The organism is Halopseudomonas sp. T1L2 (assembly GCF_055397385.1).
In genome coordinates this window covers 821,128-843,049 of the sequence record NZ_AP040865.1, presented here as the reverse complement: position 1 = coordinate 843,049, position 21,922 = coordinate 821,128, and the positions used below count along the sequence as shown (strand labels likewise).

17 protein-coding genes are annotated in these 21,922 nt (G+C 59.9%); 6 read left to right on the top strand and 11 right to left on the bottom strand.

The genetic code is table 11. The features are described from left to right. The first annotated feature begins 41 nt into the window (after positions 1 to 41). Entirely contained in the window at positions 42 to 1,238 is a 1,197-nt protein-coding gene (locus ACZ5WQ_RS04020) for a serine hydrolase domain-containing protein (protein WP_464383180.1), read from the top strand. 334 nt (positions 1,239 to 1,572) lie between these two features. On the opposite strand, the gene ACZ5WQ_RS04015 is transcribed toward ACZ5WQ_RS04020, so the two are convergent. The 9 genes from ACZ5WQ_RS04015 to ACZ5WQ_RS03975 all read right to left on the bottom strand — a co-directional run bounded on the left by ACZ5WQ_RS04015 (position 1,573) and on the right by ACZ5WQ_RS03975 (position 14,375). Beyond that, complete coding sequence (locus ACZ5WQ_RS04015; RefSeq protein WP_228246498.1) at positions 1,573 to 2,283, bottom strand: DUF2057 family protein; 711 nt, start codon at positions 2,281 to 2,283, stop codon at positions 1,573 to 1,575. A 167-nt stretch (positions 2,284 to 2,450) separates the two neighbouring features. Next, entirely contained in the window at positions 2,451 to 3,500 is a 1,050-nt protein-coding gene (locus ACZ5WQ_RS04010) for a porin (protein WP_233049525.1), read from the bottom strand. A 284-nt stretch (positions 3,501 to 3,784) separates the two neighbouring features. Then, positions 3,785 to 4,018: an anti-sigma factor family protein gene (locus tag ACZ5WQ_RS04005; RefSeq protein WP_269687547.1), complete on the bottom strand. Its 234-nt coding sequence runs from the start codon at positions 4,016 to 4,018 to the stop codon at positions 3,785 to 3,787. Next, positions 4,012 to 4,623 carry an RNA polymerase sigma factor gene (locus ACZ5WQ_RS04000; RefSeq protein ID WP_464383618.1) on the bottom strand — a complete coding sequence of 204 codons (612 nt, stop codon included), beginning with the start codon at positions 4,621 to 4,623 and terminating at the stop codon, positions 4,012 to 4,014. Before ACZ5WQ_RS04000 ends, ACZ5WQ_RS04005 begins: the two co-directional genes overlap by 7 nt. Further along, on the bottom strand, positions 4,623 to 5,744 hold the full coding sequence (locus ACZ5WQ_RS03995) for a beta-ketoacyl-ACP synthase III (RefSeq protein WP_088275107.1): 1,122 nt from the start codon (positions 5,742 to 5,744) through the stop codon (positions 4,623 to 4,625). The genes ACZ5WQ_RS04000 and ACZ5WQ_RS03995 overlap by 1 nt, the downstream gene beginning before the upstream one ends. Positions 5,745 to 5,758: 14 nt before the next feature. Further along, the gene (locus ACZ5WQ_RS03990) at positions 5,759 to 6,718 is read right to left on the bottom strand and encodes an alpha/beta fold hydrolase (RefSeq protein ID WP_269687548.1); all 960 of its coding nucleotides are present in this window, start codon (positions 6,716 to 6,718) and stop codon (positions 5,759 to 5,761) included. A gap of 40 nt (positions 6,719 to 6,758) precedes the next feature. Beyond that, complete coding sequence (hrpA, locus tag ACZ5WQ_RS03985) at positions 6,759 to 10,658, bottom strand: ATP-dependent RNA helicase HrpA (RefSeq protein ID WP_464383179.1); 3,900 nt, start codon at positions 10,656 to 10,658, stop codon at positions 6,759 to 6,761. Positions 10,659 to 10,741: 83 nt separating this feature from the next. Continuing rightward, positions 10,742 to 12,430, bottom strand: a complete 1,689-nt coding sequence (fadD1, locus tag ACZ5WQ_RS03980; RefSeq protein WP_338213563.1) for a long-chain-fatty-acid--CoA ligase FadD1 — start codon at positions 12,428 to 12,430, stop codon at positions 10,742 to 10,744. 259 nt (positions 12,431 to 12,689) lie between these two features. Beyond that, entirely contained in the window at positions 12,690 to 14,375 is a 1,686-nt protein-coding gene (locus tag ACZ5WQ_RS03975) for a long-chain-fatty-acid--CoA ligase (protein WP_464383178.1), read from the bottom strand. 245 nt (positions 14,376 to 14,620) lie between these two features. Here ACZ5WQ_RS03975 and ACZ5WQ_RS03970 point away from each other — a divergent pair, with 245 nt between their 5' ends. Together ACZ5WQ_RS03970 and ACZ5WQ_RS03965 are read left to right on the top strand one after the other, a co-directional pair. Then, entirely contained in the window at positions 14,621 to 15,577 is a 957-nt protein-coding gene (locus ACZ5WQ_RS03970) for an alpha/beta fold hydrolase (RefSeq protein ID WP_464383177.1), read from the top strand. After that, positions 15,564 to 16,034, top strand: coding sequence for a MaoC/PaaZ C-terminal domain-containing protein (locus tag ACZ5WQ_RS03965; RefSeq protein ID WP_088275118.1), 471 nt, complete (start codon positions 15,564 to 15,566; stop codon positions 16,032 to 16,034). The genes ACZ5WQ_RS03970 and ACZ5WQ_RS03965 overlap by 14 nt, the downstream gene beginning before the upstream one ends. A 192-nt stretch (positions 16,035 to 16,226) precedes the next feature. On the opposite strand, the gene ACZ5WQ_RS03960 is transcribed toward ACZ5WQ_RS03965, so the two are convergent. Both ACZ5WQ_RS03960 and ACZ5WQ_RS03955 read right to left on the bottom strand, forming a co-directional pair. After that, complete coding sequence (locus tag ACZ5WQ_RS03960) at positions 16,227 to 17,405, bottom strand: vWA domain-containing protein (protein WP_088275120.1); 1,179 nt, start codon at positions 17,403 to 17,405, stop codon at positions 16,227 to 16,229. Between the two features lie 14 nt (positions 17,406 to 17,419). Continuing rightward, on the bottom strand, positions 17,420 to 18,265 hold the full coding sequence (locus tag ACZ5WQ_RS03955; protein ID WP_104739552.1) for an AAA family ATPase: 846 nt from the start codon (positions 18,263 to 18,265) through the stop codon (positions 17,420 to 17,422). Between the two features lie 274 nt (positions 18,266 to 18,539). Here ACZ5WQ_RS03955 and cysK point away from each other — a divergent pair, with 274 nt between their 5' ends. The 3 genes from cysK (at position 18,540) to ACZ5WQ_RS03940 (ending at position 21,833) form a co-directional block, all read left to right on the top strand. Next, a complete protein-coding gene (gene cysK, locus ACZ5WQ_RS03950; protein ID WP_228246506.1) occupies positions 18,540 to 19,514 on the top strand; it encodes a cysteine synthase A in 975 nt (324 codons plus the stop codon). Between the two features lie 113 nt (positions 19,515 to 19,627). After that, a complete protein-coding gene (aceK, locus tag ACZ5WQ_RS03945; RefSeq protein ID WP_464383176.1) occupies positions 19,628 to 21,343 on the top strand; it encodes a bifunctional isocitrate dehydrogenase kinase/phosphatase in 1,716 nt (571 codons plus the stop codon). A 283-nt stretch (positions 21,344 to 21,626) separates the two neighbouring features. Beyond that, positions 21,627 to 21,833 carry a cold-shock protein gene (locus ACZ5WQ_RS03940; protein WP_083727464.1) on the top strand — a complete coding sequence of 69 codons (207 nt, stop codon included), beginning with the start codon at positions 21,627 to 21,629 and terminating at the stop codon, positions 21,831 to 21,833. Positions 21,834 to 21,922 lie beyond the last annotated feature (89 nt).

Below are 21,922 nucleotides of genomic sequence, written 5' to 3'. Positions count from 1 at the left end.
CCGTAAGTTATGCCCACAACAATAAAAGATGGAGTACACGCATGAAAAAAGGGATCCTTTCGATCATTGTGCTGCTGGCAATCGCCTGCGGCGTTTTCTGGGTCACGGCCGACCAGGATATGCGCCGACTGGCGCTGAACCTGCCAACCAGCACCAATGTGCTGTTCTGGTCCGACGATCAGCGCGATGCCGGTTTCAGGGCGCTGGATCGCCTGCCGGTTCTGAGCGACTCCCGGGTAATCGAGGCAGGTGACAACGTATACCCCCTGCCCAACGGCGCGCCGCTGCATGTGGGTGTGGACGTAGATGCCTACATGGACGCCCAGCGCGCCGCGGCACTGATCATCGTGCATAACGGCAAGGTACGGCTCGAAAAGTACGCCATGGACTTTGGCCCGGATGGGCGCTGGACCAGCTTTTCGGTCGCCAAGTCATTTACCTCGACACTGATCGGCGCCGCGATTCAGGACGGCTACATCAAAAGCATCGACGACATGGTGTCGGACTACATACCGGACCTCAAGGGTTCAGCGTACGACAACGTGACCATAGCCCAGCTGCTGACCATGACCTCAGGTGTCGCCTGGAACGAGGACTACGCCGACCCGAACTCGGACGTAGCCCGCTTCAACTCGCACACAGGCGAGCCCGGTATGGACGTGACCGTCAGCTATATGCGCCAGTTGCAGGCCGAGGCCGAGCCCGGCACCAAATGGGTGTACAAAACCGGCGAGACCAACCTGATTGGCGTGCTTGCCAGCTCGGCCGCCAACAAGCCGCTGGCGGAGTATCTGTCGGAAAAGATCTGGAAACCCTTTGGCATGCAACAGGACGCCACCTGGCTGCTCGGCTCCACCGGCCATGAAATCAGCGGCTGTTGCGTGCAGGCCGCCACCCGGGACTACGCGCGCTTCGGCCTGTTCATGCTCGGCGGCGGTATCGCCGGCGGAAAGCAGGTACTGCCCGAGGGCTGGATCACCGAGGCCACCCACAAACAGGTGGATATCGGCGTGCCGGGCCGCGGCTACGGCTATCAGTGGTGGACCCTCGACGACGGCGCCTACATGGCCCAGGGCATTTTCGGGCAAAGCATCTTTATCGACCCGAACCGCCAGCTGGTCATCGCCGCCAACGGCAACTGGCCGCAGGCCACCGACAGGCAAGGCGGCACCCAGGGCAAGGACCGTTTGGCCTTTTACCGCCAGGTACAGCAAGCCATCGATGCCGAGCAACCGTAGAGCGGACCAAGCCGCAAGCGTGTCCGCGCGGCTGCACCGCGTGATCGGGCTCCGCGTGGCCAACGCTGCGCGCTGACCACCCTACCGGCCCGTGCACAAAAAATGGTTCTTTATGGCGTTCTCGGTTACTCGGCCGGGTTGTGACCCGAGCCATCAATGCCAAGCAACCGCAGGGCGGACCAAGCCGCAGGCGTGTCCGCGCGGTTGCGTCGCGTGGTCGGGCTACGCGTGGCCAAGGCTGCGCGATTGACCACCCTAGCGGCACATGCACAAAAAAATCCCCGCGTGAGCGGGGAATAAGGTGCAGCACACAAGCCTACGGGGTGTTACTCGATTACTGAGCGGCCCATTCGAGGAAGGCGTCACGGCTTTCCGGGCTGAGCATCAGGTAGATCTGCTTCAAGGTAGCAAGGGTCGATGCGTCATGCGGCAGGGTCTGGGCTGGCGCAGCAGCCTGCGACGGAGTCGGCACGGCCATCGGCACTTGCGCGGTAGCCTGGGGAGCCGCGCCAATCGGAGCGATACCGTGATCCCGGGTGGCGACCATGGTGCCAGAACCGAACATTTCGCCCAGCAGCGACACATAACGCGGACCCGGTTCGCTGACAACACGCTCGCCGGTGCGGGTATTGACGGCAACGCCTTCGAAGTTATTTTCCATTTCCTGAGCCTGCTTCAGGTTGCCCGGCTCATCGAACTCAATGCGCCATACCTCGCCGGCCTGACCGTCGATGGTGAAGGTCGCGCTGCGGGTACGGACGATTTCGTGGCTCAGACCGCCACCCACGTCGTAGCCGTTTTCAAAGTAAGCATTGATGCGGTACTTGCCCGGCTGCAGCTCCAGCTGACGCAGGTTGTTGCCGACCATGCGATTGGCTTCCGGCGCAGGCTGACCGTTGATATTGAGGACCTCAAGGGTGTTGGGCATTTCAACAACCAGGACCTGCGAAGCAGGCTGTTCGGCGCCTGAGTACAGTTTGACGGGAGCCTGCTGGGCGCAAGCGGACAGCAGCGCGGCGGCGGCGAGACAGAGCAGTTGACGCATGGGATAGAACTCCTGGCACAAGTGAACATTGAGATCCGGTCGTGATCACACTTTATGACCACCTGGCGACGAGATTAAGACTGCAGGGTTTCACTTTAATGACAAAGCCGGACTGTTTTCTCAAACAGTCCGGCTTCGGGTTACTTCGGTCCTGCCAGGTGACGGGATCAGAAGTCGTAACGCAGGCCTACCGAGAAGCCGGTTGCATCTTCGCCCAGTGCACCAGCCGGGTTGGCGGTACGTGCCTGGCTCCAGGGAGTCAGAGCAACATTCTCGTCATTTTCAACCATGGCGTAGTTGGCGTAGACACGAACAGCCTTGTCCAGCTTGTGCTCGATACCTACAGCCAGCATGTCGCTGTCAAAGTTGTCGGCATCGGAGTCGCGGGTCAGCCACATGGCTTTCAGCGCAGTAGCGGAACCGACTTTCAGCTCGCCACCCAGACCGTAAGTGTCGGAGGTCAGTGCGTCCTGAACAGCTTGAGTCGCTGCCGGGTTGGTGTAGTCGACAGTCTGGTAGAAACCAACCAGTTTGAAGCCGTCAGTGATCTTGTAGGCAGCGGCAGCACGGATACCGTCGCGCTCGCCACGGCCGGTGTCTTCGTCGGCAGCTTCGTACGCCAGAGCCGCTTCCAGGGCGTCACCAGCATAGTTCAGGGAGCCGCTGATCACGCTGTCGTCGGTGTCGTCTTCATTGACGGTGCTTTCCTGAACGGAGTAGCCCAGTTTGGCGAAGAAGCCGTTCATGTCCGGCGTGGTGTATTCCAGAGTGTTGTCATAACGCTCGTCGAAGCGGGCGTTGCCAACGCGGGTCAGGTTGCGCATGTCGCCGACCTGATCGCCGAACAGGTTGGCCGGGCCGCGAGCTGCTTTGAAGGGGCTGTCGAAACGACCCATGCGAGCGGAACCAAAGTTGCCTTTCAGACCGACGAAGGTATCGCGGGTGTTGAAGGAGCTGCCGTTGTCGGTACCGAAGTCGATCTGCTGCTCAATCTGGAAGAAGGCAGTCAGGTTCGGGTTGATCTCGTGGTCACCCTTGAAGCCCAGACGGGAAGAGTTGCTGGACAGGTTGGTTTCGGAGTAGTCCGCACCGTCATCCAGGAAATCGACGGATACGTGGGCGCGGCCGTAGATGCTTACATCGGCCATGGCGACTGCCGGAATGGCGGCAGCCAGTGCGGTTACGGCGAATCCAGCGAAGTGCTTGCGCAGAGTCATTGAGTCTTCCCTCAGTTATGTTTTGCGTTGACAGTGAAACAACACATTGGGGCTCGCCGGATGGGGCGGCGCCCGGTGTTGGAGGGAATACTGGCAGCGCCATATTTCAGATCAGTTGCGCGGACATGAACATTCGATGACAGGGGAACTTTTTCCGTACGCAGCACATCCGCCAGGAAGACGGAAACAGCTTTACCTTGAAAGCATCGAGATAGAGGGGTTCAGAGCAGTCGAGGATGACGCGGCCGACACCCGTCGGAAACGTACGAGCGCTGATTGACGAGTCAGTGATGGTCGCGGCGAACCGCCTGCATTGCCTTGATCAACGCGTCCAGCTCCGCCACATCGGCGTCTGGCAGCTGGCGGATGACCCGCTGACTGAGCCGCAGCTGGCGAATGAACCGTCGGCAACGCAGACAGACAGCCAGATGCGCCGCAACCGCCAGGCGCTGCTTGAACTTCAGCTCGCCATCCAGCAGATCGCTTGACCGCCCAACCAGCTCCTTGCACGTCAACATTCGCCCGTTACCTCAAAATGCTCCAGCGTCGCAAATACACTCAGACGGGCGCGATGCAGCAGCACCCTGACATTGGAGTGCGAGATGTCCAGCAGGTTACAAATGTCGGTTAATTCGAGCCCCTGCCGTTCACGCAGCAGCAACACACTGCGCTGCAGCTCGGAGAGCGAGTTCAGGGTATGTTCGAGGCAATCACGCAATGCCTGCTCGTCAAGCAATGCTTCGGGTGAGTCGCTGTGCCAGAGCGGCAGCTCCCCGGCCCAGTGCCCGTCAGATGCAAAGCGTCGGTCGTCGATGGAGCCATGCGGCCCAGTCAGGTCGTCGAGCAGGACCTCGCGACGCTGTTTGCGCAGGCGCGACTTTGCGGTGTTGGCGGTGATGGTAAGCAGCCAGGTCTTGAGACTTGAGCGCGCGGCAAACCCGTTGAGGTTGCGCACGACCGCAAGCCAGCTTTCCTGCACCACTTCTTCGGCATTGGCGATTCCGACAATCGCCGTCGCGACCGCCCGCATGCCCCCCTGGTAAGTGGATACCAGCTGACGGTACGCGCCCTGTTCTCCGGCGAGCAGGCGCTGAATCAGATCCTGCTCGTCGGTCACACGGATCAGCCCTTGCGGACGATGACGCTACCGATGGAGTAACCCGCGCCGAAGGAGCAGATCACTCCGTGGCTGCCGACCGGCAGGTCAGCCTGGTGCTGGTGGAACGCGATGATCGAACCGGCAGAACTGGTGTTCGCGTACTGGTCAAGCACCACTGGCGCTTCTTCTACGCTGGGGTCACGACCGAGCAGCTTGCGGGCGATCAGCATGTTCATGTTGAGGTTGGCCTGGTGCAGCCAGAAGCGCTTGACGTCGGCAACAGCGAGACCGGTTTCGGTCAGGTGCTCACCGATCAGTTCGGCGACCATCGGGCATACGTCGCGAAACACCTTGCGACCGTTCTGCATGAACAGCTTGTCGCGCGCGCCGATGCCGGACTCGTCACAGCGGTTGAGGAAGCCGAAGTTGTTGCGGATATTGTTGGAGAACTTGGTCAGCAGCTTGGTGCCAAGGATCTCGTAAGGGTGTTCGCAGACCGCATCTTCGGCGCGCTCGATAACCACCGCGGTGCAGGCATCACCAAAGATGAAATGGCTGTCGCGATCGCGGAAACTCATGTGGCCGGTACAGACTTCAGGGTTGACCATCAGCACGGCGCGGGCCTGACCGAGGGCAACGGTATTGGCTGCATTCTGAATACCGAAGGTGGCCGAGGAGCAGGCCACATTCATGTCGAACCCGAAACCCTCGATGCCCAGTGCTTCCTGCACTTCAACCGACAGTGCCGGATAGGCGCGCGGCAGGTTGGAGCAGGCAACGATGACGCCATCGATATCAGCCGGTGTGCGACCCGCAGCTTCAAGCGCCTGATGGGCAGCCTTCACGGCCATCTCGCACAGCAGCGATTGTTCGTCGTCGCTGCGCTCGGGAATGGAAGGGACCATGCGATCCACGTCCAGGATGCCGCTCTTGTTAATGACATAGCGAGCCTTGATGCCCGATGCCTTCTCGATAAACTCGGTACTGGAGCACGCCAGGGGTTCAACGCTACCGGCTTCGATAGCTGCGGCATTCTCAGCGTTGAAACGCTCTACGTAGGCATTGTAACTGGCAACCAGCTCTTCATTGCTGATGCTCTCGGACGGGGTAAACAAACCTGTTCCGCTGATCACGACTCTGTGCACGGTCGGTCCTCTTCTCATGTAATGTACGCCGCTCCCTCAACGTCCGCTGCGCTACAGCGAGGGAACAGCTCTTGTGTGTGCGTAGGTTGCTGGCGCTGAGCCAGCCAGTCGGCAATCAGCGGGAAATGATCCTGCTCTGCCTGCGGATGGGTGAGCAGATCGGTGTGCCCGTAATGGCGCGAGCAACCCCGGCCCTTTTCCAGCAAGATTACCTGTGCATCATGTCTGCCCAACTCGTGGGCAAACCGTCTGACATCCTGCATGTGCCCCAACACGCGATCACGATCGCCAGCCAGATACAGGCTGGGGGGCCACGCCAGACTCTTCAAGGCGCTAGCATAGTCGAAACCATCCTCAAGATCACGCCATTCGCCGCGCTCCCAGGCCAGGCAAACGGTGTGAACATCGACGCTCTCATCGTGACTGCCCAGTCCCATTGAGCAGGCCGGGATGCGCCCCTTGAACCGACCGGCAACAGACGCCAACGCCCCCCAGATACAGCGCCGGGCAAAGCGGGTAAAACGGCCACCGGCCAGCGCTCGACGGCGCACGCCGAGCTGCACCAGCCCGCAGATCGAGGCCAGCAACTGGGGCTTGCGGATCAACGCTGCCGCCAGCCACACGCCACCCCAGCCGTGGCTGACGACAAACAGCCGCTGATCGGGGTGTTCGGAGCGCAGCCATTCAAGCAGGGCCGGAATATCGGCCTGCAACAGGTCCCACATGCGAATCGGCTGCGGCCCACCGAGCGCGGGCTGACTGTCACCGTGGCCGCGCAGATCGGCTACGTAAACGCAGCAGCCCTGCTCCGCAAGATAACGGGCCAGCCCGTGTTCGGCAGGCAAAAATACCCGACTGTCGGACATGGCACCATGCAGCAACAGGACCACAGGCCCCGACGTTGGCGCTGCGCCCAGGCGCTGCAGCTGCAATTGGCCGCCGTTGTCACTTGCCACCCGAATAGGCTCGATCACTCCAGTCACCCCGTCACGCCGTGCATTGTCAGCCGTGCTGTCAGGCGGTTATTTCCCGCCACAGTTTTGCCAGCCGCTTGCCCGAGACCGGCATCCGCGTGCCAAGCTGCTGGGCAAACAGCGACACCCGATACTCCTCCAGCATCCAGCGCCATTCTTCCAGTCTCGGGTCCCAGCGACCTTCGCGCTGGAAGCGCTCACTCAAGGCCTTGTATTGCTGCCAGTAACCTTGCAGCTCATCGGTCCAGGCGCGATCACGCGGCACCTGACCCGGCAGTTTGTCGAGGCGCTGCTCGATCGCACTCAGATACCGCGGGTACTGGCTCAGCCATTCGCCCGGCACCTGCCGCGCAAAGCCCGGGAAGACCAGTTCAGACAGTTGCTCGCGAACATCGTTCATGGCCAGCGCGTGGGCCAGTTCGACCTTACCCTTGAAGCGCTTGCGCAGCCCGTGCCACTGCTTGAGGATCGCCAGCACCTGACTCGCCAGCTGCTCGCACGCCGGCACCCAGTCGCCGCGGCCGGCCTCGATCAGCGCAGCCAACGTCTCGGCATCGCGGGGCAATGGTGCCCCGGCAGGCAAAAACACCCGATCAATCGCGCCCAGCAGCACATCATCGGTCAACTGCTTCTGGGTGCCCAGGTCACGGTAGTAGATGGCTGCGTCCTTGAGGGTGGTCAGCTTCTGGCGCAGGTAACGCGCCTGCTCGTTCAACTGAGGACTTTGCAGCAGCAAGCGCTGAATGCCAAATCGATGCTCACGCAACGCGACCTGCGGCACATCAAACAGTTGTTCGACCACGTCCTCGCCCTGCTCCACCCAGGCGGGATGGAAGTTGACGGCAATACCCGCCTGCTTGCGCACCAGGGTTTCCGGCAACGCATAGCTGCCGGGCACCTGGGCGGGCGCCTTGGGCTTGTCTTCAGCAACTGGCATCGCGGCCTGCAGCGGCAGACCGTCAATCTGGGCGCACAACGCGCTGTAATCGCGGCCGGCACAGATCGGCTTACCGACCGCATCGACCACCTCGATACGCATGCGCAGATGGTCTTCCAGCTCCACATCAGCCCAGGCATCGTCATCCAGCCGCACACCGGTCATGCGCGTCAGCTCGCGGCCGAGCGCCTGGGTCAGGCTGCCGTCGGCAAACGGCATGCGCTCCAGCGCGGCGCGGACAAAGTCCGGCACCGGGACAAAGTTCTTACGAATGGCCTTTGGCAAACCACGCACCAGCGCCACGCACTTGTCGAACAACAGCCCGGGCACCAGCCAGTCGAGCCGCTGCGGGTCGATACGCCGCAGCAGCGAAGCAGGAATACGCACGGTCACGCCATCTGCCGGATGGCCCGGCTCGAAGTGATAGCTGAGCGGCAGTGCCACACTCTCCCAGCGCAGCAGATCCGGGTACAGATCGGCGCTGACATCATTGGCCTCGCGCTGCAGCAGGTCATCGCGGGTCATGTGCAGCAGCTTGGGATCGGTCTCGCTGCTGCGCTTGAGCCAGCGCTCGAAACTCGCCAGCTGGTAGATGTTCTCGGGGATGCGCTGATCAAAGAAGCGGTAAAGCGTTTCCTCGTCCACCACGATATCGCGCTTGCGTGCCTTGGCTTCCAGTTCATCCAGCTGGCTGAGCAACTGCTGGTTGGCCTTGTTGAAGGCCGCCCTGCCGTGCCACTCGCCTGCCACCAGCGCCTGGCGAATAAACAGTTCGCGCGAGACAACCGGATCAATCGGGCCGAAGTGCACCTTGCGCTTTGGCACGATGATCAGGCCGTACAGCGAGACCTGCTCAAAGGCCACGACCTGACCGCGCTTTTTCTCCCAGTGCGGTTCACTGTGGCTGGTCTTGACCAGGTGCGCCGCCAGCGGCTCGACCCACACCGGATCAATCTTTGCCGCCAGCCGACCATACAGACGGCGGGTTTCGGTCAGCTCGGCGACCATCACCCAGGCCGGCTTTTTCTTCGCCAGACCCGAGGACGGATGCAGCAGGAAGCGGCGTTGCCGTGCGCCGAGATAATCGCCCTCCTCGGTCTTGTTGCCGAGGTGGCTGAGCAGACCCGCGAGCAGCGCCTTGTGTATCGGCTCGCCGGACGCAGGCTGTTTGTTTTCTTCCAGTCCCATGTCGCGGCAGGTGAGACGAATCTGCCGATGGGTTTCGCGCCACTCACGCAGACGCAGATAATTCAGGAAATTGCGACGGCACCAGCTGCGCAGCTGGCTTTGGGTCAGTGCCTGACGCTGGCTCTCAAAACCGTTCCACAGATTCAGGAAGGCGGCAAAGTCCGAGCCCTCCTCGTTCCACTGGGCATGGGCCTGATCGGCTGCCTGCTGCTTTTCCAGCGGACGTTCGCGCGGATCCTGCACAGCCAGCGCGCTGGCAATCACCGCCAGCTCGGCCAGGCAGCCCTGACGAGCCCCTTCCAGCAACATCCGACCAATGCGCGGATCAACCGGCAGGCGCGCCAGCTGGCGACCGATATCAGTCATTGCGCCGCTGCGATCAACTGCGCCCAGTTCCTGCAGCAAGGTGAAACCGTCGCTGATGGCCCGGCCATCCGGCGGCTCGATAAACGGGAAATCCTCGATGCGGCCAAGGCGCAGATGCAGCATCTGCAGAATGACCGAGGCCAGGTTGGTGCGGCGAATCTCCGGGTCGGTGAACTCCGAGCGAGCGAGGAAGTCTTCCTCGCTGAACAGCCGCACACAGATACCGGGGGCAACCCGGCCGCACCGGCCCTTGCGCTGGTTGGCACTGGCCTGCGAGACAGCTTCCACCGGCAGCCGCTGCACCTTGGAGCGCGGACTGTAGCGGCTGATGCGCGCCTCGCCCGGGTCAATCACATAAACGATGCCCGGCACCGTCAGCGAGGTTTCCGCCACGTTGGTTGCCAGCACCACACGCCGCCCGGCATGGGAGGAAAAAATCTTCTGCTGTTCGGCAGCCGACAGCCGCGCATACAACGGCAGAATCTCGGTGTGCTTCAGGTTGGCCTTGCGCAGGTACTCGGCGGTATCGCGAATCTCCCGCTCGCCCGGCAGAAACACCAGCACGTCACCCGGCGACTTGCCCTGACTGCGCTCAAACTGCTGAATCTCGGTCAGCGCGGCAACGATGCCCTGGTCGATGCTTAGGTCTTCCTCGACCGTGTTGCCCTCTTCGTCCCGTTCGGCGCTGAGCGGCCGATACCAGACATCCACCGGGTAGGTACGACCGGACACTTCAATCACCGGCGCATTGTCGAAATGGGCCGAGAACCGCTCAAGATCAATGGTTGCCGAGGTGATGATCACCTTCAGATCAGGCCGCTTGGCCAGGATGGTCTTGAGGTAACCCAGCAGGAAATCGATATTGAGGCTGCGCTCGTGCGCCTCGTCGATGATCAGGGTGTCATAGCGGCTGAGGTAACGGTCATTCTGGGTTTCGGCCAGCAGAATGCCGTCGGTCATCAGCTTGATCAGCGAGCGCTCTGAGGTCTGATCGGTAAAGCGCACCTGATAACCGACCAGCTCACCCAGCGGAGTGCCCAGCTCTTCCGCAATCCGCGATGCCACGCTGCGCGCAGCCAGTCGCCGCGGCTGGGTATGGCCGATCACACCGTGGGTGCCGCGCCCCAGTTCCAGACAGATCTTCGGCAACTGGGTGGTCTTGCCTGAGCCGGTCTCGCCGGCGATCACCACCACCTGATTGTCGGCAATAGCGGCCTTGATCTGCTCCCGCTTGTCGGCAATAGGCAGCGCGTCCGGGTAAATGATCTTCGGGATCAGCCGGGCGCGCTCGGCCACCTTCTCGCTTGAAGCGTTAAAGCGCTCCAGCCAGGCTGCAGCGGCCTTGCCCTGATCGTCCTTGGGCAGGCGCTGAAACTGCTGCTGCAGGCGATGACGATCGCTGGCCATGACCTGGGAAAAATCGGGTGCATTGGAGTGCTTGGCTGACATGGTTGATCCTTGGCATTAAAAAACCCCGCCCGGCAGTGCCGGGCGGGGCTGTATTGTCGCAAAATCGAAGCGACCGGTGCAGCTTACTGGCTGGCGAGTTTCTTCAGCTCTTCGTCACGCAGTTCGCGGCGCAGGATCTTGCCGACGTTGGTGGTCGGCAGAGCGTCGCGGAACTCAACGTGCTTGGGCACCTTGTAGGCAGTCAGACTGCTGCGCATATGGGCGATCACGTCTTTCTCGGTCAGGGTCGAGTCGGCAGATTTGACCAGGAACACCTTGATCGCTTCGCCCGATTTCTCGTCCGGCACGCCAATGGCAGCACACTGCACCACGCCCGGCAGGGTCGCCATGACATCTTCCAGCTCGTTCGGGTACACGTTGAAACCGGATACCAGAATCATGTCCTTCTTGCGGTCAACAATGCGCAGGTAGCCGTCTTCCTGAATGATCGCAATGTCACCGGTTTTCAGCCAGCCTTCGGCGTCCAGGATCTCATCGGTTGCTTCCTGACGCTGCCAGTAGCCCTTCATTACCTGCGGGCCCTTGACGCACAGCTCGCCACGCTCACCCAGCGGCAGCTCGTTGCCGTCTTCATCGATGACCTTGCACAGGGTGGACGGTACTGGAATACCGATGGTGCCCAGCTGGATGTTGCTGATCGGGTTAACCGTAGCAACCGGGCTGGTTTCGGTCATGCCAAAGCCTTCACAGATATCGCACCCGGTAACCTGCTTCCAGCGCTCGGCGGTAGCCAGTTGCAGCGCCATACCACCGGACAGGGTGACCTTGAACCTGCTGAAATCCAGCGCACGGAAAGCGGCATCGTTACACAGAGCAACGAACAAGGTGTTGAGGCCAACAAAGCCGGTGAACTGGAACTTGGACAACTCCTTCACAAAGGACGGGATATCACGCGGGTTGGTGATCAGCACGTTATGGTTACCGCTGACCATCATTGCCATGCAGTGGAAGGTGAAGGCATAGATGTGATAAAGCGGCAGCGGGCAGATCACGACTTCTTCGCCATCAATCATGTTCGAGCCCATCAGCGCCTTGGCCTGCAACATGTTGGCAACCAGGTTGCGGTGCGTCAGCATCGCACCCTTGGCAACGCCGGTAGTGCCACCGGTGTACTGCAACACGGCGATGTCGCCAGACGCCGGACTGGCTTCTGCCAGACTCAGGCTGCGTCCCTTGGCCATGGCATCGTTGAAGCGGACCATGCCCGGAATGTTGTAGGACGGTACCATCTTCTTGAGGTACTTGACCGCCGCATTGATCAGCACGCGCTTGAGCGGAGGCAGCATATCGCCGAGCTCGGTGACGATGACATGCTTGACGCCGGTCTTGGGCACTACTTCTTCTGCCATATGCGCCATGTTGGCCAGGCAGACCAGCGCCTTGGCGCCGGAGTCGTTGAACTGGTGTTCCATTTCCCGCGGGGTGTAAAGCGGGTTGGTATTGACTACCACATAGCCGGCACGCATCGCGCCGAACACGGCAATCGGATACTGCAAAACGTTCGGCATCTGAATAGCGATACGATCGCCCGGCTGCAGGCCGCTATGCTTCTGAAGGTAGGCAGCAAAGTGACCCGAGAGAGTGTAAAGGTCACCGTAGGTGAGTGTCTTTCCGAGGTTGGTAAAGGCAGGCTTGTTGGCGAAGCGCTGGCAGGAGTCTTTGAGAACGGCGAGAACGTTGGGGTACTGGTCGGGATCGATTTCAGGGGAAACACCCGCTGGATATTTGTCTTTCCAGAAATTTTCAAGCATGTAGGCCGGCTCCTGAACAGGTATTGCTGCTGTCTTATCGTATGTTCGGTTGTCTTTTGGTGCTTTCAGCACTCTTGTCACGACACTCAGTCTGCCCCCAGGCAAGCGTCTATTTGACGCACCCGAGGGGCCAAAGAGCCCGAAGACTAGCAGCTTTTCCAGAGGCAGACCAGCACCCCGGACAGGCATCCAGGGTGCATGAAGCTTGGCTTTGAGCGCCTGCGAGAGTGACCGGCGGGTCACCCTCGCAGGCAGAGGATTACTGGTCGCGCAGCTCGCGACGCAGAATCTTGCCAACCGCCGACATGGGCAGCGACTCACGAATCTCGTAATGCTTGGGCACCTTGTACCCGGTGAAATTCGCGCGGCAGTATGCCTTGAGCTCGTCAACGGTCAGGCTCTTGTCGCTGGGCACAACAAACAGCTTGACCGCTTCGCCGGATTTCTCGTCTTCCACGCCGATGGCCGCCGCATTGGCGACCTTGGGATGGGCAGCCACCACGTCTTCAATCTCGTTGGGATAGACGTTGAAACCGGACACAATGATCAGGTCCTTGATGCGGTCAACAATCGACACAAAGCCGTCTTCGTCGATGATCGCCACGTCACCGGTACGGAACCAGCCGTCGGCATCCAGTACCTCTGCAGTCGCTTCCGGGCGATTCCAGTAGCCCTTCATTACCTGCGGGCCTTTGACGCACAGCTCGCCACGCTCGCCGATAGGCAGCTCGTTGCCGTTTTCATCAATGACCTTGAGGGCTGTCCCCGGTGCCGGCAGGCCAACCGAGCCCAGACGCGCCAAACCATCGCCCGGGCTGGAGGTCACAACGGGTGAGCACTCGGTCAGGCCATAGCCTTCACCAATGACGCAGCCGGTCTTTTTCTGCCAGCGCTCGGCAGTGGCCTTGACCAGTGCAGTGCCGCCGGAACCGGTACTTTTAAGGCGAGAGAAATCCAGCTTTTCAAACTCGGGATGATCCATCAACGCGACAAACAGCGTATTGAGGCCGACAATCGACGAGAACTGCCACTTTTTCAGCTCGGCGACAAAGCCGGGAATATCGCGCGGATTGGTGATCAGCACGTTATGGTGCCCGGCGATCATCATGCACATGCAGTTCACGGTGAAAGCAAAGATGTGATACAGCGGCAGCGGTGCAATGATCACCTCGCCAGGCTCACCGTTGATCTTCTGGCCGTTGCTGTCGAGCTGCTGCATGTTGGCGTACACCTGCAGCATGTTGGCCACCAGGTTGCCGTGGGTCAGCATGGCCCCCTTGGCAACACCGGTAGTGCCGCCGGTGTATTGCAGCACTGCCACGTCGTCCAGCGTGCGGGTAACACCGCTCGGGCGCCGGCCGTTGCTGCGCTTGAGTGCTGCCTTGAACGGTACCGCCTGCGGCAACGAGTAATCCGGGACCAGCTTTTTAACGTGCTTGACCGCAGCGTTGACCAGCATGCCCTTGAGACCGGGCAGCATGTCACCCATGCGCGCCTCAAACAGGTACTTGATCTCGGTATCAGGCAGCACTTCCTCCACCAGATGCCCAAACATGTTCATGTAGATCAGCGCCTTGGCACCAGAGTCCTGGAACTGGTGACGCATCTCCCGGGCGGTATAGAGCGGATTGGTGTTGACCACCACCAGTCCGGCACGAATCGCACCGAAAACAGCAATCGGGAACTGCAGCACGTTAGGCATTTGCACGGCAATACGGTCGCCGGGCTCAAGGTCGGTGTGCTGCTGGAGATAACTGGCGAAGGCGGCTGACAGACGATCCAGGTCAGCGTAGGTCAGGGTGACCCCCATGTTGCTGAAGGCTGCCAACTTGGCGTGCTTCACACAAGCCTGGTCAAAGACGTCGATAATCGAGCTGTACTGTGTCAGATCGATGTCGTTGGGAATCCCCGCCGGCCGTTTGTCAGCCCAGAAGGACGCATCCATTGTTATTCTCCTATTCCCCGGTGGTGCAGTTTCTTATATTGGCGACGCCAGTCGTTGGCATCGATTGAGCATTGAAGCTCTTGGCACTACTGATAAAGTGGCTCAAAGCTAACAGGGCTTTGCGCAAATACAAAATGCTGGAGTGTTTCATTTGATTTGTGAATACCGCTCCTCCCGCGGGCACTAGCATGCCTGCAGCGACTGCCCGTAAACAACAAGAACAACAAGCACAGGACGACTGACCGATGCCCTACTCCACCCTGGCGTTAACTGCACCTGACGGCGCCCGCCTGAACATTCACCACTGGCCCAGCGCATTGCCAGTGCGCGCCAGCGTCGTCATCTGTCACGGCATGGCCGAACACGGCGCACGCTATCAGGCACTGGCGGAACAACTGAACGCCACCGGCCTTAAGGTATGGGCGCTGGATCTGCGTGGTCACGGTCTGAGTACGCCCGAAATGGCTCGTGGGCAACTTACCCCCGGTGCCGGCTGGGAGGCATTGACCAACGACCTGCTGCAAGTGATCAGGCATGCCAGAGACGCTGCGCCGGAGCACCCGCTGATCCTGCTCGGGCACAGCATGGGCAGCTACGTCGTCCAAAGCCTGCTGCTCACCCATTCCGACTGCGTCGATCTGGCAGTGCTCAGCGGCAGCAACGCCAACCCCCGGATTCTCTGCCGTATCGGCCAGGTAATGGCAGCACTGGAAAGCCGCTTGCGTGGTGCCGATGCGCCCGCACACACCATGAGCACACTCTCGTTCGGTCGCTTCAACCGCGCCTTCGGTGCACCCCGCACTGCGTTTGACTGGCTCAGCCGGGACCCTGTTCAGGTCGACCGCTATGTAGCTGACCCGCTTTGCGGGTTCGTGCTCAGTGGTCACTACTGGCAGCGCCTGTTCGACGCGCTTGGACGTATTGCGACAGCCGATCAACTGGCGTCGATACGGCGCGACCTGCCCATTCTGATACTGGGCGGCGAGCGCGACCCCGTCAGCGCCGGAAACGGCCTGGCAAAGCTGCAGCAACGGTTGCACGCCGCCGGACTTTCACAGGTAGAATTGCGGCTTTATCCGGGTGCCCGGCACGAAGCCTTCAATGAGATCAATCGGGATGAGGTCATCTCCGATTTGCTCGGCTGGCTGGACCGGCACCTGCCCACCCCCGTACAACGGAGCCGCAGCCATGCAGAAGCTTGAAAACCGCATTTACGACGAACTCAACATTGGCGACAAGGCCAGCCTTGCCCACCAGGTACAGGAGAGCGACCTGCTGCTGTTCGCTGCGGTGTCCGGCGACGTCAACCCGGTCCACCTGGACGAAGAATTTGCCGCAGCCACCCCGTTCAAGGGTCGCATTGCCCACGGCATGTTCTCCGGCGCACTGATCTCCGCCGCCATTGCCTGCGAACTGCCGGGGCCGGGCAGCATCTACATCGGCCAGGAACTGAGCTTTCTGCGCCCGGTACGCCTGGGCGACAACATCACCATTGAGCTGGAAGTGCTGGAAAAACTGCCAAAGAACCGGGTAAAAATCGCCACCCGCGTGATCAATCAGGACGGCAAGCAGGTTGTGGATGGTGTCGCCACCGTAATGGCGCCCACCGAGAAGGTCAGCATCGACCGTCCGCAGGCGCCGGCGGTGCAGTTGGGCTGAGCGGCAGCTTTCGCTGCCGCCGCTGGAAGCTACAAGCGGCAAGCCTCAAGCTAAAAACAAACCCGGCCTTGTGCCGGGTTTTGTTTTGGAGCTGGAAGCGAATGTGCCGAATCAGCCGCCACAAGCAGCCCCTGCAGGGACTGCTTGTGGCTTATAGCTTGCAGCTTCTGGCTGCGGCGGCGAAGCCGCCGCCTACTTGCTGAGGTACTTCATCCCGTCTTCCAGGCCCTGCAGGGTCAAGGGGTACATCTTGTCTTCGACCAGTTCGCGAATCAGCTTGGTTGAAGAGGTGTATTCCCAGGCATCCTTCGGATACGGGTTAATCCAGATGAGCTTCTTGTACTTCTCCATGAAGCGCTGAATCCAGACGTAGCCCGCCTCTTCGTTCCAGTGCTCTACGCTGCCGCCCGGCTGAGTGATTTCGTAGGGCGCCATGGCCGCGTCTCCGACAAACACCACCTTGTAGTCCGGACCGTACTTGTGCAGCAGGTCCAGCGTCGAGGTGCGCTCGCTGGTGCGACGCATGTTGTTCTTCCACACCGACTCATAGACGCAGTTATGGAAGTAGTAATACTCCAGGTGCTTGAACTCGGTACGGCAGGCGGAGAACAACTCTTCGCACACCTTGATGTGCGCATCCATCGAGCCGCCGATATCGAACAACAGCAGCAGCTTGACCGCGTTACGCCGCTCCGGACGCATCTGGATATTCAGCAGACCCGCATCCTTGGCGGTGTGGTCGATGGTGCCGTCAATGTCCAGTTCGTCTGCAGCGCCCTGACGCGCGAATTTGCGCAGGCGACGCAGCGCCACCTTGATATTGCGTGTCCCCAGCTCGACCTGATCATCCAGGTTCTTGTATTCGCGCTGATCCCAGACCTTGACCGCCTTGCCCTGGCGCTTTCCGGCGTCGCCGACGCGAATACCCTCAGGGTTGAAGCCACCGGAACCAAAGGGACTGGTGCCGCCGGTCCCGACCCACTTGTTGCCGCCCTCGTGGCGCTCTTTCTGCTCTTCGAGGCGCTTTTTGAACTCCTCGATCAGCTTGTCAAGACCGCCGAGCGTCTGGATCTTGGCTTTTTCCTCCTCGGTCAGCATGCGCTCGAATTCCTTGCGCAGCCAGTCGTCGGGGATCATCGCCTCAATCAGTTGATCGAGGTTTTCCAGCCCCTTGAAATAGGCGCCAAAGGCACGATCGAACTTGTCGAAGTGCCGCTCGTCCTTGACCATGACCGTACGCGCCAGATAGTAGAACTCGTCCATATCGGCGAACACGACGTGGTGCTTCAACGCGTTGATCAGGTCGAGCAGCTCACGTACCGAGACCGGTACCTTGGCTGCCCGCATCTCATTGAACAGGCCCAGTAACATCGGGCACCTCCCTCTTAACGGTTCTGACGACGCGTCATGAAGGCGAGGCGTTCCAGCAGCTGGACATCCTGTTCGTTCTTGACCAGCGCACCGTACAGCGGCGGAATCGCCTTGGTCGGATCGCGGTCACGCAGAACGGCCTCGGGAATCTGATCAGCCATCAGCAGCTTCAGCCAGTCAACCAGCTCGGAGGTAGACGGCTTCTTCTTAATACCGGGTACCTTGCGCACATCGAAGAAGATATCCATGGCTTCGGACAGCAGTGTCTGCTCGATCTTCGGGAAATGCACTTCCACAATCTTCTTCATGGTCTCGCGATCCGGGAAGGCAATGTAGTGGAAGAAGCAACGACGCAGGAAGGCGTCCGGCAGCTCTTTCTCGTTATTGGAGGTAATGATGATGATCGGGCGCTGCTTGGCCTTGATGGTCTGATTGGTCTCGTAAACGTAGAACTCCATCTTGTCGAGTTCCTGCAGCAGGTCGTTCGGGAACTCGATGTCGGCCTTGTCGATTTCATCGATCAGCAGAATGGCACGCTCTTCGGACTCGAACGCTTCCCAGAGCTTGCCTTTCTTGATGTAGTTGGCAACGTCATGCACCTTGTCGACGCCCAACTGGGAATCACGCAGACGACTTACCGCGTCATACTCATACAGCCCCTGATGCGCCTTGGTGGTGGATTTGATGTGCCAGGTAATCAGCTTGGCGCCCATGGACTCGGCCAGTTGCTCGGCCAGCATGGTTTTACCCGTGCCCGGCTCGCCCTTGATCAGCAGCGGGCGTTCCAGGGTAATGGCAGCGTTAACCGCCAGTTTGAGGTCGTCGGTTGCGACGTAGGACTGAGTACCTTCGAACTTCATCTGAGTGTTCCTTGGGCCGGAGCCCGGTGTAATAGAGACCAGGCATTGCACGAAAAATGGATCAAGCACTATAGCTTGCGACGATTTTCACTGTAAACGCGACATGGCACAACCAAAGGCTGGCTGATACCCCTTCATTATTGGCGACGAGATTTGCGCCACCACCGCCCCCGAAAGCACCGCGCATCGCATTGACGGGTGCCGGCGCCCGGCATAGGCTGATTGGCCTGATCCCCCCCCCTGCCCTGCAGCATTTACAACAAGGAGTCGTGCCATGAGCCGCATCTTCGCAGACAACTCCCAGGCCATCGGCAACACGCCGCTGGTTCGTATCAATCGCCTCGGCCCGAAGGGCGTGACCATTCTGGCCAAGATCGAAGGCCGCAACCCTGCCTATTCGGTCAAGTGCCGTATCGGCGCAAGCATGATCTGGGATGCCGAATCCAGCGGCCGCCTGAAGCCGGGCATGACCATTGTCGAGCCAACCTCTGGCAACACCGGCATCGGCCTGGCATTCGTTGCAGCCGCCCGCGGCTACAAGCTGGTGCTGACCATGCCCGCATCAATGAGTCTGGAGCGCCGCAAGGTACTCAAGGCGCTGGGTGCCGAGTTGGTACTGACCGATCCGGCCAAGGGCATGAAGGGTGCTATCGAAAAGGCACAGGAGCTGGCCACCCAGCACCCGGAGCAATACATTCTGCTGCAGCAGTTCGAGAACCCGGCCAACCCGGCCATTCACGAAAAGACCACCGGTCCGGAAATCTGGAACGACACCGACGGCAGCATTGACGTGCTGGTCGCCGGCGTCGGCACCGGCGGTACCATTACCGGCATTTCTCGCTACATCAAGCTGACCTGCGGCAAGAAGATAACTTCTATCGCGGTTGAACCGGCGACCTCCCCGGTAATCACCCAGACGCTGCAGGGTGATGAGGTCAAACCCAGCCCGCACAAGATCCAGGGCATTGGTGCCGGCTTCGTGCCTGCCAACCTTGATCTGGGCATGGTTGATCGCGTTGAACAGGTCAGTGATGACGAAGCCAAGGACATGGCGCTGCGCCTGATGCGCGAGGAAGGCATTCTGGTCGGCATTTCCTGCGGTGCGGCCATGGCGGCAGCAGTGCGGGTCGCAGAGGAGCCAGCGATGCAAGGCAAAACCATCGTCGTCGTCCTGCCGGATTCCGGCGAGCGCTACCTGTCCACCATGCTGTTCAGCGACCTGTTCACCGATCAGGAAACCGTGCAGTAACAGCCGCGCCCGCCGCACCCTGACACGGTGCGGCGGATCGCAGCACACCCTTCCCAGTCTGCCCCTGACTGGCTATGCTGCGGGCATTCGCTCCCCTACCCGCAGGCGCTCTCATGTCCCAGGCTTCCGATCAGATAGCTCAGCAGATTCTTTCCGGCTTTGACCGCTACCGTCGCATCTTTCGCGACCTGACCGCCGGCGCCCGAGCGCGCTTCGAGCAAGCCCGCTGGAACGACATTCAGGAAGCCTCTACCCTGCGGATCAACGCCTACGAAGAACAGGTACAGGACACCGCTGAACGTCTTGCCGCATCCGAACTTGGCGAGCAGGTGCGCAATGTCGCGGCCTGGCCCGATATTCGCCTCTCCTACATTACCCTGATTGATCAGCGCTTTGACGACGAACTCGCAGAGACCTGGTTCAACTCGGTATTCTGCAGCCTGCATCAGCACGACCAGATCAGCGACGAAACCATGTTCGTCCATAGCACCCGGCCGGTTAGCCGCCCGCCCTCACGCATCTCCCTGACCCGTGGCTTCATCTCCGAGGGGTCGCTGCAGGGGCTGGCCCACCAGATTCTCAGTGAATACAGCTTCGATGTGCCCTGGGAAGACATGACCCGGGATGTCGAGATGATTGTCAGTGAGCTGCAGCAGGGGCTGCCTGACTGGGCGCAGATGGATCGCGGACTGACCGCCGAGATGGTGCAGAGTGTGTTCTACCGCAACAAGGGAGCCTACCTGGTCGGACGCCTGATCAGCCAACAGGAGCAATGGCCCTTTGTGCTGCCGCTGGTCAACCGCGAGCACCAGGGCATCAGCGTCGATACCGTGATCACCGATGAGTCGGACGTTTCGATCATCTTCTCCTTCACCCGCTCCTATTTCATGGTCGAATGTGCGGTACCCAGTGAGCTGATCGCCTTCGTGAAACGCCTGCTGCCCGGCAAGCATCTGGCCGAGCTTTATACCGCCATCGGTTTCTACAAGCAGGGCAAGTCCGAGTTTTACCGTTCGCTGATCGCCCACCTGGCCAGTTCGGATGACCGGTTTATCATGGCGCCCGGGGTACGCGGCATGGTAATGAGCGTATTTACCCTGCCGGGCTTCAATACGGTCTTCAAGATTATCAAGGACCGATTTGCCCCCTCGAAGAACATCGAACGGGCTACCGTCATCGAGAAATACCGACTGGTTAAACGTCACGATCGCGTCGGTCGCATGGCAGACACCCAGGAATTTGCCGATTTTCGCTTTCCGCGTGATCGCTTCGACCCCGAATGCCTGCAAGAGCTGCTGGAGGTCGCCGCGTCAACCGTCATTGAGGAAGGCGATACCATTCTGATCCGGCACTGCTGGACCGAGCGCCGCATGACGCCACTGAACATCTATCTGGAAAATGCCAGCGAACAGCAGACTCACGACGCTTTGCTCGATTATGGCAAGGCGATCAAGGAACTGGCCGCTGCCAATATTTTCCCCGGCGACATGCTGTTGAAGAATTTTGGTGTTACCCGCCATGGCCGCGTAGTGTTTTACGACTACGACGAAATCAGTTATCTGACCGAGGTTAACTTTCGAGTCATTCCGGAAGCGCTTTACCCGGAACAGGAAATGGCGTCGGAACCCTGGTATTCGGTATCACCAAATGACGTGTTCCCCGAAGAGTTTCCGGTTTTCCTGTTTGCCGATCTGCACCAGCGCAGACTGTTCTCCAGATTGCACGGTGACCTGTTCGACGCCAGGTACTGGCAAGGCCTGCAGGAGCAGATTCGCGCGGGCCAGGTACTGGATGTCTACCCCTACCGACGCGCCACGCAAGGCGCGTAAAACGGGCATTTCCGGCTTACTGAAAAAAAATCTTGAAAGACGTGCCATTTCCTGAATCTGTCGTATACTCAATTTCGTTTATTCGCGCCGTGACGGGGTCTTGTTGAGGTCTTGACTTGTCCCCCTGAAAGGCGCAGAGTGAGCGCGTAGGTTTTCAAGAGATAGAGTTGTAGGCTGCAAGCGCACTTTTCAGTACGTAAGTTTGTCATTCTCGTGATCTTTGATTCCCACGCTTTAATTGAGTGCAAGCTCAAGTATTTCAATTTGATAGGAATTATCTGAAATGGCAACTGGTACAGTTAAGTGGTTCAACGACACTAAAGGTTTTGGTTTCATCACTCCGGATGGCGGTGGAGACGACCTGTTCGCCCACTTCTCCGAGATCAAGGTTCAGGGCTTCAAGTCCCTGGCTGAGAACCAGAAGGTGTCCTTTGACGTGACCACTGGTCCGAAAGGCAAGCAGGCTGCAAACATTCAGATCATCGGTTAATCCGAGAACTGAATAAAAAAACCCGGCTCAGGCCGGGTTTTTTGTTGCCTGCAGAATGCTAAAAACTACTCGCCTCCGCCGTCCCGACC

Bases quoted from the DNA above. Each gene is read 5' to 3' on its own strand.
- ACZ5WQ_RS03975 (WP_464383178.1), bottom strand. From the start codon at position 14,375: ATGGATGCGTCCTTCTGGGCTGACAAACGGCCGGCGGGGATTCCCAAC.
- ACZ5WQ_RS03940 (WP_083727464.1), top strand. From the start codon at position 21,627: ATGGCAACTGGTACAGTTAAGTGGTTCAACGACACTAAAGGTTTTGGT.
- ACZ5WQ_RS03955 (WP_104739552.1), bottom strand. From the start codon at position 18,265: ATGAAGTTCGAAGGTACTCAGTCCTACGTCGCAACCGACGACCTCAAA.
- ACZ5WQ_RS04010 (WP_233049525.1), bottom strand. From the start codon at position 3,500: ATGACTCTGCGCAAGCACTTCGCTGGATTCGCCGTAACCGCACTGGCT.
- fadD1 (WP_338213563.1), bottom strand. From the start codon at position 12,430: ATGCTTGAAAATTTCTGGAAAGACAAATATCCAGCGGGTGTTTCCCCT.
- ACZ5WQ_RS04020 (WP_464383180.1), top strand. From the start codon at position 42: ATGAAAAAAGGGATCCTTTCGATCATTGTGCTGCTGGCAATCGCCTGC.
- cysK (WP_228246506.1), top strand. From the start codon at position 18,540: ATGAGCCGCATCTTCGCAGACAACTCCCAGGCCATCGGCAACACGCCG.
- ACZ5WQ_RS03960 (WP_088275120.1), bottom strand. From the start codon at position 17,405: ATGTTACTGGGCCTGTTCAATGAGATGCGGGCAGCCAAGGTACCGGTC.
- ACZ5WQ_RS04005 (WP_269687547.1), bottom strand. From the start codon at position 4,018: ATGTTGACGTGCAAGGAGCTGGTTGGGCGGTCAAGCGATCTGCTGGAT.
- aceK (WP_464383176.1), top strand. From the start codon at position 19,628: ATGTCCCAGGCTTCCGATCAGATAGCTCAGCAGATTCTTTCCGGCTTT.
- ACZ5WQ_RS04015 (WP_228246498.1), bottom strand. From the start codon at position 2,283: ATGCGTCAACTGCTCTGTCTCGCCGCCGCCGCGCTGCTGTCCGCTTGC.
- ACZ5WQ_RS03965 (WP_088275118.1), top strand. From the start codon at position 15,564: ATGCAGAAGCTTGAAAACCGCATTTACGACGAACTCAACATTGGCGAC.
- ACZ5WQ_RS03970 (WP_464383177.1), top strand. From the start codon at position 14,621: ATGCCCTACTCCACCCTGGCGTTAACTGCACCTGACGGCGCCCGCCTG.
- hrpA (WP_464383179.1), bottom strand. From the start codon at position 10,658: ATGTCAGCCAAGCACTCCAATGCACCCGATTTTTCCCAGGTCATGGCC.